We start from the raw sequence: 13978 nt of genomic DNA on the forward strand, positions 1-13978 counted from the left end.
TAGACAAAAGACCGGACCGGGAAGTTGACAACCATCAGCTATCGGAATGATCTGTGTCCTTGTATCGCAACTTGGGTTCTTGTTAATTTTAGTCATGCGGGATTTATTAACCTTGATCAAACAGCGCCAGTCATCGCGATGCGCCTTCGACCCGGACAGACCGGTCCCAAAAAAAGCTTTGGAGGACATTTTGGAGGCAGCGTGCTGGGCGCCGACTGCCCACAATATGCAGAACTTTGAAATCGTCGTCGTGGACGACAAAAAGCTGCTGGAAAAGATTAGGGAGATCCATTTTCCCGTATCCGAGACCTTCATCCAGGAAAACTACCTTCAGTTGTCGTTCTCGGAGGAAGAATTGAAAAGGAAAAAGACGGGAGTGCTAAGCACCATGTTCCCCAAAAGCTGGCTTCATCCCGGCCTCATCGCAGAGCATTCATCCCTCAACGAAACAGACCAGCCCTTCCTGGAAAGACACCATCAATTGCTTAGCTGCCCGCTCATGGTCTTTCTTTTGTACGATCCAAAAAGACGGGCGCCCGGCTCCGACGGGGATTTCCTGGGTGTCATGAGCCTGGGATGCGTATTGGAAAATATGTGGCTGATGGCCGCCAGCCTGGCCATCGGATTTCATGTGGTAAGCGCGCTCTCGGGGAGCTCCCCGGAAGCGGAGCTAAAACGGATCCTGCATATCCCCAATCATCTTTCACTGGCCATTGCCTTCCGGCTGGGCTATCCTTTGGCTTCCACTTCCTACCTGCGCGTAAGAAGGGATATCGACAACGTCACCCATCACAACGGCTTTTAAAGGAATCGCCTGGAAGATTGCCGTCAACTCCCGCATCAAATAGGCAGGAAATCACCCACTATGACAACCACTGGATATATATGAGCAAAGCCGGCCTCAATTTGTTGACTGCGATTACATTTTACCGTATTGCCACGGCTCCCCTATTGTTGCTCCTATTGTGGCGGCACGAGCTGGGCTGGTTCAAATGGTTGCTGGCCGTCAGCTTCTTTACCGACGCCATCGACGGGTTTTTCGCCCGGAAATATAACATCACCAGCATCGCAGGCGCCCGGCTGGATTCCATCGGCGACGACCTTACAGTATTGGTGGCCATCGTGGGAATGTTGGTGTTGAAATGGGATTTTGTGCTTCGGGAAAAAGTTATTTTGTTGATACTCTGCGGACTATTTATCATACAAACAACCCTTGCTCTCGCACGATACGGCAAGCAAAGCAGCTTCCACACCTTGCTCGCCAAAGCGGCGGCAATCCTCCAGGCAGCCTTTCTCCTGTCGCTTTTCTTCCTCCCCCATCCACTCTATTTGATTTTTTATAGTATGGCGATTATAACGGCCCTTGACCTCGTGGAAGAGGCTATTTTGGTAATACTGTTGCCGCGCTGGCAGGCTGATGTGAAAGGTATTTGTTGGATAAAGCGTGATCAGGTTCAATCCGGCCGGTGAGGCCCATCGATCGATCTTGACCCGGCAACCGATACCTTCTGGACTGAGACACCCGCGCCACACCCCAATCAAACGAATGATTCAGCGTCACCCGGCATCGGCGGGTGCCTTTTTCAGCCATTGCCGGTAAAGGAACGTGCCGACAGGCATGGGGGCCCAGAAGGACAGAAACCTGTAGACAAGGGTGACGACGATGGCTGTTCCTGGAGCAACGCCCGCCCTCGCAAAAAAGAAGCTCATACTGCTTTCATAGAGGACAAGTGAACCGGGCAAAAAGGGCAAAAGAGAAATGATCTTTGTGCAAATCAAAGTTAACAGCACAACGACAGGTGAAATGGGATGACCCATGCCCAAAAACAGTACATATAACGTGAGCCCATCCGCAGCAACAACCGCCAGTTGAAGAAAAAAAGCTCTTATAGTCGTCGGCAGGTTGTTTTTTATCAGTGGCCACAAGGGTATGTCATTTTTCAAAATGTCATTTTCACTCATCCTCTTACTGATACTCTTGAACAACTTTTTGACGATGCCGGCCCTTGAAAATCTATCGTACAGGCGGCTAAGCATATTCTTCCGGCCGGCGAAGGCCACCGCCAACCCAAAGCCCAGGTAGACGAGGATGCCGGCTGTCAGCACCCCTTTGAACGAATAGAACGGCTTGTAAACAACCAGGCAGGCTGCCAGCAAGGATATTATAATTGCCTCCATCGCCGAATAGAAGATCAGCAGCTCTTCCAATATGAGTGAAATGGCCGGCGTCCTCGAAAGGTCGAATCTTGCAAGAAAACTGATCAGGAAGGTGTTTCCGCTTATCCCCGCACTTGGAACGGTCTGATTGAAAAACAGGGAGATGATCGACGCCTTCAGCAGCTCCCAGCGCCCCGGCAACCGGGGCATCTTGTAAGCGGTAAGCAATAGCCGGTAGATCATCGCGGTGAAAAGGTAAGTCATCAACTGCCCGCATAGCGCGGCGATAAGCCAATACGGGTTTACTTTTTCGAGCTGCCTGAATTCATTTTTGATTTCAGAAAAGTAGTAGACCGCCAAAACGAATACCAAAACGAAAAAGATGAAAAATAGCAACCATGATCTTGTTTTAACCGTCTTCATATCTGCGAAATTACCATTTACGCCCTACGAGATCAACCGCCGGTAAGCGCCGGCTTATGCTGCCTTCAATTGCCGTCTCCTTCTTCCTCGATCACCAGTTTATTGTCTACCTCCACTACACCCGGGGCAGACCATGCGGCATGTTCGACATCCTCTCCTTCCGACAGGGAGGATACCGCGCCCCTGATCACCACCTTGCCTCCGGTTACCTCCACAATGATCCGGTCGGCATTCAATCGTACATTCCGGCGCAGGCTCTCCCGTATCCTTTCCCGAATACCTTCCGACGGTACGTCCGGCCGCACACGGATATAGTTGTTGATGCCGCGTATTCCCTTCAGGCCCTTGATCAGTTCCGCTGCAGCCCTGCGCTGGAAATTCCAGGTCACGCTTCCCTCCAATGTCACCATGCCTTCATCCACAGCGATCCTTATCTTTCTCTCATCGATGTCCTGGTGCATGCTCAATGCCGTTGCCGCCGCTTCGGCAATTTCGGTATCTGTCCTGCTGTCGCCTCCATAGGAGCCCACATGGACATCGTCTGCAATAGCCCGGACGCCTGAAATTACCTTTATGGCTTCCATCCCGGCCATCTTCTTATAATAACTGTCGACCTCACCGGTCAGCGTAACGACCCCATGGCTGACGGAAACATCGATCTTGCTGGCATTCAATGCCGGTTCACCCCGTAACTGGGCCAGGACATCCTGCTGGATCTCGACATCGGTTCGCATAAAATGATTTCTGCCAAGGTAGGAATGCGACCCGCCTATAATTATGACCCATCTCAAGGAGAAGGGTGAGACGTGTCAATAGCGCAATGTCGCAAATACGGGATAATGATCGCTCGACTTTGAATCCCGGATCACATAGGCGTTCTTGAATACAAATCCTTTGGAAAATAAATAGTCATTTACGGGGCTCACCAACCCCATCATCGCCTTGGCGGTGCTGCCAACCCGCGATGTTTGCCAATTGAATCCATTGCTGTTGAATTTATTGACGACCGACCGGGAATACCCCCGGAAAGCGGTATTAAAATCTCCTCCTATCAATACATATTTGTAGTGCGCCGCTTCCTGCTGACCATAGCGGATCACGGAATCAACCTGGTCTGCCCTCATTTTCCGGCTCATGGCTACGGTCTCCGTGTGTACGCTGAACACCAATATCTTCTTTTGATGGATATTTACTTCACCGATGGTTACGCTTCGCCGTTGCTGATTCTGCCATTTTGCATGCGGCAGGATCAATTTTTCGGGATGTTCAATGGTGCCTCTCGTCAGGATAGCATTCCCGATATCTTTTTTATCCGACCTGTCATAGGCAATGGGAATATACAAGTAATTCAAGCCCAAACCCGTTGCGATGGCTTCCACCCCCTCTTCATTCATCTCCTGTAACAAATAAATATCAACGGGCGTCTTCCTTTCCAGCTCTTTCATTTCGGAGATCGCGAGTTGTATCTTCCGGGCTTTTTTGATATTGAAGGTTACCACATTGAGCGAGTCGGAGGGCTCCTGGCTTTCGATTTCCTTTTGGCCCGAATCAAAGATCGGCCTATTGGCATCGCCATAAAAATTAAGGGCGCGGCAAGAAGACAGGAAGACCCAAAATATGATCCCAAACCACTTGATCACTACACATCTACGCATGTATAACAAAGATAAGGTATCTAATATACGAAATTTTATCCATACGCGGTCTCTTTATCCGCCTCTTTTGCCCGGCCTGGTTACCGCCGGCGATGCCGGCCTCGGGAAGCCGCCTCCCGGGGAGCCGCCCCGCTGCTGCTGAAAGTTCTGTATCCGCATTATCCCTCTTTCGCGGGATTGTTCCTGCCTGTTCAGGTTGGGTATGGACGAACCCGGATTGCTGTTCATATTCTTCCATTGCCGGCCATCCCGTTGCTGCCAGTTACCCTGACCGTCCCGGCGGAATATGTTTCCCCTCTTATCGGTAACTATACGGTCAGGTACCGGCCTGCTGACCACATCCCGGCGAAACCGGTAGATATTGTCATTGTGGTTGATGTTCTCCACCCGCCGTATATCTCTTTCATATAATCCATGGCCCCGGAAATGGTGCCAAACATACGGAGGACGATAGATCCTTGGCCCCCACCATCCGCTTGCCCAGAATCCCCAACCCCAGCCAATACCGGCGTTGAACCAATCCAGGCCAAGATCATAACCGAAGCACCATCCGTACCAGGGATTATACCACATATTGAATCCCCAGGTCCATGGCCGCGGATAGTAGAAGGTGCCCCACCAGGGCTGATAATAGAATCCGGTGCCATATACCACCGTGGGCCCATACACAAAATTATCCAGGTACCCGGGTGTATAGCCCATATAGATGTAATCCGGGGTTACGTCATAGATATAGACATATTTGACAGTGTATACAGGGCAGTCCGGCGGGATCAGATCCACCTCCTCCGGTCGGACGGTACAGGCTGCCCAGGGCCCGAAGGGACTGTCGGCGACAAACCATACCCCATTGTCCACGCAATAAAAATGGTTCCGGTAACGGATCACGGTCTCGGGTGAATTCAAGGCATATTGCATGTGCGTGCCACGGATATCCGCGAACTTCGGGTCGCCGTCGTAGGTGACCTGTACCGTCGCGGTTTTCCGGTCGATGCGGGCCGTCTGTGGTATCTGCGCATCTACAACAGCTTCCCGGGCAGCGGCCGTACCGGCCACACTTGCCAGCACATTGTCTTTGGGTGAACCTTCTGGGATCTTCGCGAAGTCGTCTGGCAGCGAATCCGCAGGTGCATACACCCACCCGCCCGTCAGGCTGTCTGATCGGAACCACCGGCCGGCAAGCAGAACAAAAAATTGCCGGGATGCGATGTCCACAAAAATGTCATTATTCGAATTGGAGACGTATAGCAGACCCGTTCCCGCAATGGAAGAGTATAAAGGGTCCCCCTGGGATTGTATCAGCTCGGCGGGCTTGGTGCTTACTATGATATCGGCAATGATATCCGCACCTTCCCGGGCCGTATCGGTGTGTGAACCGACTGCACTATCGGCGCCATCGATGGCAGCCTGTACCTTCAGCAGATCCCCGGGCGCCGTGCGGCTATAGCTGAAAGGACCGCTCGGCGAAAGAGCAAAATACCAATGCCTTCCTCCATACAGGTACCAGCCATTGCCGTGCCTCAGGATGGTATAGGGCGTATTCACGACGGCCTCCATGCCAAAGTCATTGTTCAGTTGTATTCGGGGTTCTCCGTCGATGACTACCAATATTGAGGGACGGGTCGCGAAGAATATCCGGGGCGCCTCGTTGTTGAGTCCCTGCGATAATTTCTTTTCTCCCGTTTCCATATCCAGGTCGCTGAGCAGCTCATCGAGGGGGATAACCGGATCCAACCCCGGGATGCCCGCCTCCAGGGTCGCCTTAAGTTGGTTGATCCTCGCTGCATCCGGGTCGTCAGGCAGCTTCAGGTCAGGAATTTTTACCGATAGAAGGGTAACCAGGCGGTCGTCCCTGTCCGTCTCCACGGTCGCGACTGCCAGGAACATGCCGAATTCCGGGTTGGTCTTACCTTTTTCCAGCAGGGAAAAGGCCGACCGGTAGTGCAAAATATTGTTTCGGAAAGAATCGGGTTGCGGCTGGTAAAGGGTCAGAATGGCGCCGTCCGGCGCCATCAGCGACCGGGGCCATTCATTTTGCGCCGTTGCAGTCAAAGAAAAAAAGACGCAGCACCAGGACAAGGAGAATAGGTTCAATAACTGTTTCATATCAAAAGAGCAATTTTTAGGAAGCGATCCACCCCCCATCCACCGGCATAGCATGCCCTGTTACAAAAGATGCCGCATCCGAGCAGAGCCAGACTACCGCTTCCGCCACTTCAGCAGGCTCTCCAAACCGGCCCACAGGCTCCATATTGACGAATTGTTGCTCCGCCACCTTATCCTTTCCGGTAAGCCGGTCGATCATAGCCGTTCGTATCACCCCCGGGCACACGGCATTGATACGTACCCCCAGCTTTGCATTCTCCAGGGCAGCCGTCTTGGTAAGACCTACCACCGCATGTTTGCTCGCCACATAGGCCGGAAGTCCCGGAAAACCGACCAGCCCGGCGACCGACGCGCAATTGACGATAGCCCCCTTTCCCTGCCTGAGCATATGCGGCAATTCATGCTTCATACACAGCCAGATGCCTGTAAGGTTAATAGCGATCGTCCGTTCCCAGTTGTCCTGTGTGCATTCCTGCGTCACGGCCGATACCCCTTCGATGCCGGCATTATTGAAAGCAAAGTCCAGCCGGCCATAGGCGGAAAAGACCTTGTCGATCATTCCTGTAACATCCCCGGCCTTCGAAACATCACATTTCACGAACAGCGCCTCTCCTCCTGCCGCTTCGATCTGCTTCAGCGTCGCCTGTTCCTTGTCCTCCAGCCAGTCGGCGATGACCACCTTCGCACCCCTCCCGGCAAAGGCCAGTGCCGTCGCCTGGCCGATACCAAAACTACCTCCGGTGACAACAGCTACTTTGTTCTCAAAGATCTTTTCCATGTCGATGGTTTTAGTCAATGAATAGTTGGTTTCCCCGGGTCCTTTCATGCACTTCCGGCGACTCATCGCCATAGCCCAGGATGATCGCCAGCTTTACTTCTTCGGAGGCCGGTACATGCAGCCTGGAAAAGATCTTCGTTTTTTCCACGTATTTCCCAAAGCCAATGGGACAGGTATCCAGTCCCAGGGACTTTGCCGCCAGCATGATATTCTGGGCGCACATCCCGACATCCAGGGAAGCCCATTCATTATCGCGGGGAGCAGTAAGGAAGATAACCACCGGCGCTCCGTAAAAGACGGGGTCTTTTATCGCATGGAGATCGATCCCATGGGAAAGGTGCAAAAGACCCGAAGCCGCCTTCAATAACTGTGCAATACCGGATACCCCGGACTTCAGCGCCCCTTTCGTCATCACCGCCGCTATCTCGCTGGAGAAGGAATGGATGGTTTCTTTGTTCGTGAGGACATAAAATTGCCAGGGCTGTTTATTCATGGCCGACGGAGCCATCCGCCCCGCGTCCAGCACCTGTTCGATCAATTTCTTGTCCACCGGTTTGTCCTTGTATTTTCTGACTGCGCGTCGCGCATAAATAGTCTTTATGGTCTCCGTTTTTTCAACGGGTTCAGTGACAATTTGGATAGCCATGACCGGGTAGTTTTCCATAAAGCTAGTTCCCCCTCTTTCAGCCGGCGATGATACCAATCACCCTCCCGGATGATTGGCATCACGACAAAAGCAGGTATGTCGGTTGTAACTTGAAGAAAATAGAATTCTATGGGACATCCAAAAACACCCCGGACGGACGCACTTTTTGGGACTTTCCTGCAAGATATCCACAGCATAAAGGAAAGGCATCCGAATACCTTTCGGAAGAGATACTATAGGTTCGACTATGCGGCAGGCGAGGAGGCAGGATTCTCCCTATCCATTGAACCGGACAATTTCCCGAAAGTCGTGAAAAAAGAAATTGTACAGGCATTCGACAGGCGACTCAACCAGGATTTACTCCCGGTAATCGGTCAGATGAAAAAAGACCGCAAAGCAATCAAGCCCTAAAACAACTATTCCAAATGCAAACCTTTCTGATAGCAACTGATTTTTCAGCAGCTTCGCGCAATGCTACTCAATATGGATTAGAACTGGCCCGGGCATTCAATGCACGAGTGATCCTCTTTACCGCCTATCAGCAAGTGCCTGTTACGGTCACAGAACCGCTGATTTTGGTTGCTACGGATATGCTCGGGCTTGCAAAACAAAAACTGGAAGGGGAAGCCCGCTTCTTTAATTCCAGGGGAGCTACACCCCTTGAAATAATGGCTAAGGAAGGTTCCACTGCCAATGCGATTCTCGAAGCCGCCAAAGAAATGCATGCAGACCTTGTATTGGCGGGCATGAAAGGAGACGGCAAGGCAACGCGCAGGTTTTTTGGCAGCACAGTCACTTCTTTAGCAAGGAAAACGACTGTTCCGTTAATGATAATTCCGGAAGAGGGGGCCTATAAAGCTCCCGGTACGATCGCCTTGGCAAACGATATTTCCTTTCATGCCGGTACGCATTTATTGGATTTCCTACGCTTGTTGGTGCAGAAGTTTCATTCGACACTATACATAGTAAGAGTTGTCACAAAAAAAGAAAATGAAGTGGTCGAAATCCTGAACAGGCCTTCCAACCTGAGCGAAATGGTGTCCAACCTGGAGCCCCTGTACGAATATCCCCTCGATAAGAACATCACCAAAGCCCTGAAAGATTTTATTTCGACGCACGACGTCGATCTGCTGGCGATGGTGCCCCATCAGGAGTCCTTTCCTGAAAGATGGTTCCTCCGAAGCAAGACCAGGGAAATGATCTTCAAAACGGATATTCCCTTGTTGATCCTGCCCGGTTTTCCTCATCGGGGAGAACATCAGCATTCGGTCGTTTTTTAAGTCAGCCGTAATGTATCACACCGGTTGCGGTATAAATACCGTAGGTGTCCGGAACGCATGGTGCGGAGCTATCTCCCGCGGGTTTTTGATACGGCAGCATTACCCCCGTTGAAAATTCAAAAAAAGAGGGCAAAATAAAAATAATGCCCTGTTTATAATCCAATACCTTGAAAAGCCGATACGAAAATAAGCACCGAACCGCGGCCAACCCCTGTCCGCCGTCAATCCGATGAATGATCCTTGTCGGGGCTATCGCATTCCGGATCGGCCTGTTGCCGGCTTCCTTGGACGATCACGGTCCTTTCAACCAGGTTGGAAGGAGCAAGGACAGCCGCCGGCAGCGTTTCAGGTTCCTCGGAGAGCGCTCCGGGCCGGGGGCATTAAACCCCGAACGGAAACGTCTCCGGCATTTGATGACCATCCGGCTGGAGATGCAAAGGATGCAAGGCCGTCGTCTTATCCAAATAGATAAAAGCATCATAGCGCAAGGGGAGAATACTGGGAACATAGTTCCCATATTGTTCATATTGTGAATTGTACACAACGCCGATGGCCCGGTGGCCGATATGATTTTCCATGAAGACGTCATGATGAAAATCATTCATGATCAATAACTTATTTTTCTTGTCGGCGGCATGCAACAGGTATTCCCATGACCCTTTGACGCCCGGAGGAACGTCCATTTTTTGCATCGCCGCCCCCCAGCTCCGCCCGGCGATGGCAGTGCCTTCATAGGAGCCAAACCCCACCAACACCACATTGTCATCATGATATTTCAGCCTGGCCAGCTCCCCGATATTATACATCCCCTCGTCGCTCATGTCGGTCGCCCGGGCATCCCCGACATGCGTATTATGCGCCCAGACGATGGCCTTGGCCTTTTCACCATGCAATCGCAATAGCCGGTCAAGCGTTTGGGCCATATGATCATCACGGACATTCCAGGAATGCGCTCCGCCATGCACCATCGCCCGGTAATACCGTTCAGCATCCACCATTACCAGCGCGTTTTGCTCGGCGTTGAACACATTTTCATGATCGGTATTGTACGAGGGAAGCTTAACCCGGATCTCCTTCAGCAAATGCACCACTTCATTTTCACACAATTCGGGCACAAATTGAGTTGCCCTGGCATAGGATTGTCCATCTTCATATCGATAAGGTTCAAAACACTTGAACGCTTCTTCCGCAACCTTCAGCGCCTGGGGATCCGTTTTTCCAAGGTATTGCATGATATTCTCCATGCTCTCCCACAAGCTGTAGACATCCAACCCGTAAAATCCAACCTTTTTATTCAATGCCAACCCCCGATTGTGCCCCTGCAGCCAATCCGCCAGTGCCACGATCTCCCAATTGGCCCACATCCAGGTCGGCCAACGGTTAAAAGAATGAAGTACGGTAAAGGCCCCCTTCCCTTCCTCCGCATAATTTTTTACGTAGCGGTTTAGCCGGTAGCAATCGGGCCAATCCCCTTCGACGGCGATGAAATTGAACCCTTTCTCTTCTATCAGCCGCCTGGAAATACAGCTACGCCAGTTGTAGTAGTCATGCGTGCCATGCGAGGCTTCTCCCAACATGACCACCTTCGCCTCGCCGATCCGCTGGAACAAGGGGTCCAGGCTGTTGCGATCCGTAAGGGGATAGGCCCACTGCCGGATGGCGGCGGTTGCCTCCCCCTCATTGACAAGGGGTGGTTTGGTGAAATAATGAGGCATGTGGAGCTTTTCCCAAAGCAAATGGATTAAGTCGAAAGATCAAATGAGGGCTGTCATGTTCCATTGTGATGGAGATCACCCGTCTCGATTGCGGTATGGTTCATTGCAAACACCGGTCGCCATACCCGAATTCCGCCCCCTCCTCCAACTCCGGCACATCCCGGCCGCCATAGCGTATGATACAATACGCCATCCAGATCACCAAAATGGGTGAACAAAAGAACATCCCCACCGCAACAGCCCGCCAGAATCCCGAACCCAATCCCAGCAGGATACAATAAACCACCAGGTAGCCGCTGACCACCCAGGTGGCAAAACGAGCATTGTGCATCATGCTTAAAGTTACGACTCTTCGGGCACAGCCCGTTTCATTACGGTACAACTCTATAAAAAGATCGTCCTGGGCATCCGGCCCGACTATGGCGACAACCTCGGACGGCGCCTGAAGATCTCCTGACTACAATCACCCCGTCCCCTGACGTCCCTCATCGCTCCAGCCACGTTGCATCACGACCTTTAAAGAAAAAAAGGTATGGAAAAGATATTGCTGGCAATGGACGCCGCCCATCTCAACATGAAATCCATCGATTTCGCCTGCTACATCGCCCGGCTTACCCGCAGCCGCCTCACCGGCGTCTTCCTGGAAGGCCTCGTCAATGGCGAAAGCCGGTTCGCCGATGACGCCTTCGGCGGCGGCGCCTGGGATTCCGACGACGACAATCCCGATATCGTTCCGGCTACCATCCCCTCGGCCCTCACCGAAGCCAACATCCGTATTTTCCGTGAAGCCTGCGTGTGCCGCGATACCCTCTGTAGCATTCATCGCGACCGCGGCATCCCCTTATCCGAGATCCTCTCCGAAACCCGCTTCGCCGACTTGCTCATCGTCGATCCTGAAACCTCCTTCACAAAGTCCGACCGGCATATCCCCGGCCGCTTCGTCAAGGACGTCCTCGACTCCTCCGAATGCCCCGTTCTCATCGCACCCTACACCTTCGATGCCATCGAAGAGATCATCCTTTCCTATAACGGTTCCGCTTCATCCGTCTATGCGATCAAACAGTTCACTTCCCTCTTCCCCGAACTTTCACACAAAAAAGTATTCGTGGTCAACGTCCGCCAGGACGATACCCCCGCCATCGAAGACCAGTTCAAAATGAAGGAATGGCTGAAAGCCCACTATGACAGTGTGGAGTTCGTCCTGTTGAAAGGCGACGCCTCCGACGAGCTCTTCGGCTACATTCTCGAAAAAAAGAATGCCGTCGTCGTCATGGGCGCCTATGGCCGCAACATGGTCTCCCGCTTCTTCAAACCCAGCCATGCCAAACTGATCATTAAGACGATCAACCTTCCTGTCTTTATCGCACACGTCTAGAAAGGCCTTGACGATACCTTCACTGTTCATCGCAGACGGCCGGCGCTTTTTGCCATGCTATCCTTCCGCGCCTTCTCCCTCTTCCGGAAGAACCCGCGCAGCAGGAAATTATGTTGCAACGCCTCGAGGTCCTCATCCAGCTTTTGGCTGCTGGTCCGCAAATGTTCCATCGTCACCCGCAGATCATCCGCCACTTCCTCGCTGTGCAATAATACCCCCGCCGGCGTTCGATCACTCTTCAGCCCCTCCGTTCCCTGGCGGATATCCGCCGCCGCTTCGGCAACCCGGCCGGAAGCCGTTCGCAATCCCTCAAGCGTTTCCTGCAACTGCTGAAATACAAGGGTATCCGTAAATGCCCGGTGAACCAGCCCGGCCGAATCGTTCAACGAACCCGCAAACACATCCAGCTTCTCCGTCAGCTCCTCCGCCCTTTCCGCCGCGGAATGAAGTCCGCCTACCGTCCGCCGCAGCTGCCCGGCCATCCGCTCGTCATTCAGCAACACCCCAAGCGTCCCCCTGCCCGTATTGATCTTCTGCGCAATCACCTTCAACTCCCCCGTGATCACCAACAGGTTCTTGTTGTTCGCTTGCAAAGTGGCCAGCATATCCTCCGTACGAACCGTTTGCTCACCGGTAAGCACCGCCATCTCAGCGACACGTCCCGTCGTTTTCGTCCCCCCGTAAAGGATCACGATCCGGTTGCCGATAAACCCATCGGTACCGATCTTCCCTCGCGTGTCCCGGTAAATATGGGAAAACGGATCCCTGCCGATCGAAAGAAGCACCTCCACCCGGTTATTTTCGTCAAGGCTCACCCGCTTCACCGTTCCGATCTTCACCCCCGATAACCAAACATTGTTTCCGGGCTGCAAACCCTGCGCATCATCGAACAGCACCCGGATCCGAACGGTCCTGGCAAAGCTCTGCTGACGGCTCCCGACCGTCAGCACGGCAAGAATAAAGAGCCCTGCCCCAACAGCCACAAATATGCCCAATAGGAGATGGCGGGTATTTTCACGCATGGTCATCGCATAGCATTTACAACTTGAACGATCAGGATCTCTTCGACAAATATGAGGAACATCGACACGACTACAGCCGAATTGGCCGCCTTCCCGACGCCGACCGTCCCCTGTTCGGCCGTATATCCCATGTAACAGCTCGTCATACCAATGGTAAATCCATACACCAACGACTTGAAGGCCGACGAAAAAAGATCAAGGAACGAGATGCGCCCAAACGCATCTTCGATAAATGCCTCCAGGCTGGTCTGTTCATTCTGGTGCACGTTCAGAAAAGAACCCGCCAGACCGACAAATGCCATAAAGGTCACCAGTACCGGCAGCATCAGGCTGATCGCCACGACACGGGTCACTACAAGGAATTTAAAGGGATTGACCGAAGATACTTCCATCGCATCGATCTGCTCCGTTACCCGCATCGACCCCAATTCCGCCCCCATATTCGACCCGACCTTTCCCGCAATGATCAGCGATGTGATCAGCGGCGCCAGCGCCCGCACCAGCGCAAGCGATACCAGTGAAGGAAGCCAGGACGTGGCGCCGAAATCCGCCAGCGATGGCCGCGACTGCTTGGTGAAGACGATCCCCGTGATGAAGCCGGTCAATGTTATGATCCCGATGCTCCGCAACCCGATCTCCCGGCATTGCCTGACCACTTCCCGCCATTCATAAGGCGGCTTCAACGCCACGCGAAACCATCGGGTGACAAATGCCGCTACGGCATATAACCGGAGAAAGATAGCCCGCCACATGAATATAAAGGTATCCGGCGCCCGCGAAGCGAACTATGACAGGACTCACCCGCCTCGCTGACCGCCCTC

The 13978-nt window shown here is 52.7% G+C and carries 15 protein-coding genes; 5 read left to right on the forward strand and 10 right to left on the reverse strand.

Annotated elements, in window-relative coordinates:
• The first annotated feature begins 94 nt into the window (after positions 1 to 94).
• Positions 95 to 805 (forward strand): nitroreductase family protein, encoded by a 711-nt coding sequence (locus VHE34_RS02985; protein ID WP_325584424.1) that lies wholly within the window; start codon positions 95 to 97, stop codon positions 803 to 805.
• An 80-nt stretch (positions 806 to 885) separates the two neighbouring features.
• Complete coding sequence (locus tag VHE34_RS02990) at positions 886 to 1470, forward strand: CDP-alcohol phosphatidyltransferase family protein (RefSeq protein ID WP_325584426.1); 585 nt, start codon at positions 886 to 888, stop codon at positions 1468 to 1470.
• Positions 1471 to 1557: 87 nt separating this feature from the next.
• Here the strand turns inward: VHE34_RS02990 and VHE34_RS02995 are convergent, their stop codons facing one another.
• The 6 genes from VHE34_RS02995 to VHE34_RS03020 form a co-directional block, all read right to left on the reverse strand.
• Positions 1558 to 2580 carry a lysylphosphatidylglycerol synthase transmembrane domain-containing protein gene (locus VHE34_RS02995; RefSeq protein WP_325584428.1) on the reverse strand — a complete coding sequence of 341 codons (1023 nt, stop codon included), beginning with the start codon at positions 2578 to 2580 and terminating at the stop codon, positions 1558 to 1560.
• A gap of 65 nt (positions 2581 to 2645) precedes the next feature.
• Positions 2646 to 3314: a BON domain-containing protein gene (locus VHE34_RS03000; RefSeq protein WP_325584430.1), complete on the reverse strand. Its 669-nt coding sequence runs from the start codon at positions 3312 to 3314 to the stop codon at positions 2646 to 2648.
• Positions 3315 to 3389: 75 nt separating this feature from the next.
• Positions 3390 to 4235, reverse strand: a complete 846-nt coding sequence (locus VHE34_RS03005) for an endonuclease/exonuclease/phosphatase family protein (RefSeq protein WP_325584432.1) — start codon at positions 4233 to 4235, stop codon at positions 3390 to 3392.
• 54 nt (positions 4236 to 4289) lie between these two features.
• Positions 4290 to 6341, reverse strand: a complete 2052-nt coding sequence (locus VHE34_RS03010) for a hypothetical protein (protein WP_325584434.1) — start codon at positions 6339 to 6341, stop codon at positions 4290 to 4292.
• A 16-nt stretch (positions 6342 to 6357) separates the two neighbouring features.
• On the reverse strand, positions 6358 to 7119 hold the full coding sequence (locus tag VHE34_RS03015; RefSeq protein WP_325584436.1) for an SDR family oxidoreductase: 762 nt from the start codon (positions 7117 to 7119) through the stop codon (positions 6358 to 6360).
• Positions 7120 to 7129: 10 nt separating this feature from the next.
• On the reverse strand, positions 7130 to 7765 hold the full coding sequence (locus tag VHE34_RS03020; RefSeq protein WP_325584438.1) for a nitroreductase: 636 nt from the start codon (positions 7763 to 7765) through the stop codon (positions 7130 to 7132).
• Between the two features lie 129 nt (positions 7766 to 7894).
• On the opposite strand from VHE34_RS03020, the gene VHE34_RS03025 reads away from it, so the two are divergent.
• Together VHE34_RS03025 and VHE34_RS03030 are read left to right on the forward strand one after the other, a co-directional pair.
• Positions 7895 to 8176 (forward strand): hypothetical protein, encoded by a 282-nt coding sequence (locus VHE34_RS03025; protein ID WP_325584442.1) that lies wholly within the window; start codon positions 7895 to 7897, stop codon positions 8174 to 8176.
• A 14-nt stretch (positions 8177 to 8190) separates the two neighbouring features.
• A complete protein-coding gene (locus VHE34_RS03030; RefSeq protein ID WP_325584444.1) occupies positions 8191 to 9045 on the forward strand; it encodes a universal stress protein in 855 nt (284 codons plus the stop codon).
• A 380-nt stretch (positions 9046 to 9425) separates the two neighbouring features.
• Here the strand turns inward: VHE34_RS03030 and VHE34_RS03035 are convergent, their stop codons facing one another.
• Positions 9426 to 10760, reverse strand: a complete 1335-nt coding sequence (locus VHE34_RS03035) for an erythromycin esterase family protein (RefSeq protein ID WP_325584446.1) — start codon at positions 10758 to 10760, stop codon at positions 9426 to 9428.
• Positions 10761 to 10860: 100 nt separating this feature from the next.
• A complete protein-coding gene (locus VHE34_RS03040; RefSeq protein WP_325584448.1) occupies positions 10861 to 11094 on the reverse strand; it encodes a hypothetical protein in 234 nt (77 codons plus the stop codon).
• Positions 11095 to 11292: 198 nt separating this feature from the next.
• On the opposite strand from VHE34_RS03040, the gene VHE34_RS03045 reads away from it, so the two are divergent.
• On the forward strand, positions 11293 to 12135 hold the full coding sequence (locus VHE34_RS03045; RefSeq protein WP_325584450.1) for a universal stress protein: 843 nt from the start codon (positions 11293 to 11295) through the stop codon (positions 12133 to 12135).
• Positions 12136 to 12161: 26 nt separating this feature from the next.
• Here VHE34_RS03045 and VHE34_RS03050 read toward each other — a convergent pair whose 3' ends face one another.
• Both VHE34_RS03050 and VHE34_RS03055 read right to left on the reverse strand, forming a co-directional pair.
• Positions 12162 to 13163, reverse strand: coding sequence for an MlaD family protein (locus VHE34_RS03050; RefSeq protein WP_325584452.1), 1002 nt, complete (start codon positions 13161 to 13163; stop codon positions 12162 to 12164).
• Positions 13160 to 13909, reverse strand: a complete 750-nt coding sequence (locus tag VHE34_RS03055; protein ID WP_325584454.1) for an ABC transporter permease — start codon at positions 13907 to 13909, stop codon at positions 13160 to 13162. The genes VHE34_RS03050 and VHE34_RS03055 overlap by 4 nt, the downstream gene beginning before the upstream one ends.
• Positions 13910 to 13978 lie beyond the last annotated feature (69 nt).

The sequence above is a fragment of the Puia sp. genome (genome assembly GCF_035546395.1).
Taxonomy (GTDB): domain Bacteria; phylum Bacteroidota; class Bacteroidia; order Chitinophagales; family Chitinophagaceae; genus Puia.

Excerpts from the sequence above, each read along its gene's own strand:
- VHE34_RS02985 (WP_325584424.1), top strand. The coding sequence starts at position 95 with ATGCGGGATTTATTAACCTTGATCAAACAGCGCCAGTCATCGCGATGC.
- VHE34_RS02990 (WP_325584426.1), top strand. The coding sequence starts at position 886 with ATGAGCAAAGCCGGCCTCAATTTGTTGACTGCGATTACATTTTACCGT.
- VHE34_RS02995 (WP_325584428.1), bottom strand. The coding sequence starts at position 2,580 with ATGAAGACGGTTAAAACAAGATCATGGTTGCTATTTTTCATCTTTTTC.
- VHE34_RS03000 (WP_325584430.1), bottom strand. The coding sequence starts at position 3,314 with ATGCGAACCGATGTCGAGATCCAGCAGGATGTCCTGGCCCAGTTACGG.
- VHE34_RS03005 (WP_325584432.1), bottom strand. The coding sequence starts at position 4,235 with ATGCGTAGATGTGTAGTGATCAAGTGGTTTGGGATCATATTTTGGGTC.
- VHE34_RS03010 (WP_325584434.1), bottom strand. The coding sequence starts at position 6,341 with ATGAAACAGTTATTGAACCTATTCTCCTTGTCCTGGTGCTGCGTCTTT.
- VHE34_RS03015 (WP_325584436.1), bottom strand. The coding sequence starts at position 7,119 with ATGGAAAAGATCTTTGAGAACAAAGTAGCTGTTGTCACCGGAGGTAGT.
- VHE34_RS03020 (WP_325584438.1), bottom strand. The coding sequence starts at position 7,765 with ATGGCTATCCAAATTGTCACTGAACCCGTTGAAAAAACGGAGACCATA.
- VHE34_RS03025 (WP_325584442.1), top strand. The coding sequence starts at position 7,895 with ATGGGACATCCAAAAACACCCCGGACGGACGCACTTTTTGGGACTTTC.
- VHE34_RS03030 (WP_325584444.1), top strand. The coding sequence starts at position 8,191 with ATGCAAACCTTTCTGATAGCAACTGATTTTTCAGCAGCTTCGCGCAAT.
- VHE34_RS03035 (WP_325584446.1), bottom strand. The coding sequence starts at position 10,760 with ATGCCTCATTATTTCACCAAACCACCCCTTGTCAATGAGGGGGAGGCA.
- VHE34_RS03040 (WP_325584448.1), bottom strand. The coding sequence starts at position 11,094 with ATGATGCACAATGCTCGTTTTGCCACCTGGGTGGTCAGCGGCTACCTG.
- VHE34_RS03045 (WP_325584450.1), top strand. The coding sequence starts at position 11,293 with ATGGAAAAGATATTGCTGGCAATGGACGCCGCCCATCTCAACATGAAA.
- VHE34_RS03050 (WP_325584452.1), bottom strand. The coding sequence starts at position 13,163 with ATGACCATGCGTGAAAATACCCGCCATCTCCTATTGGGCATATTTGTG.
- VHE34_RS03055 (WP_325584454.1), bottom strand. The coding sequence starts at position 13,909 with ATGTGGCGGGCTATCTTTCTCCGGTTATATGCCGTAGCGGCATTTGTC.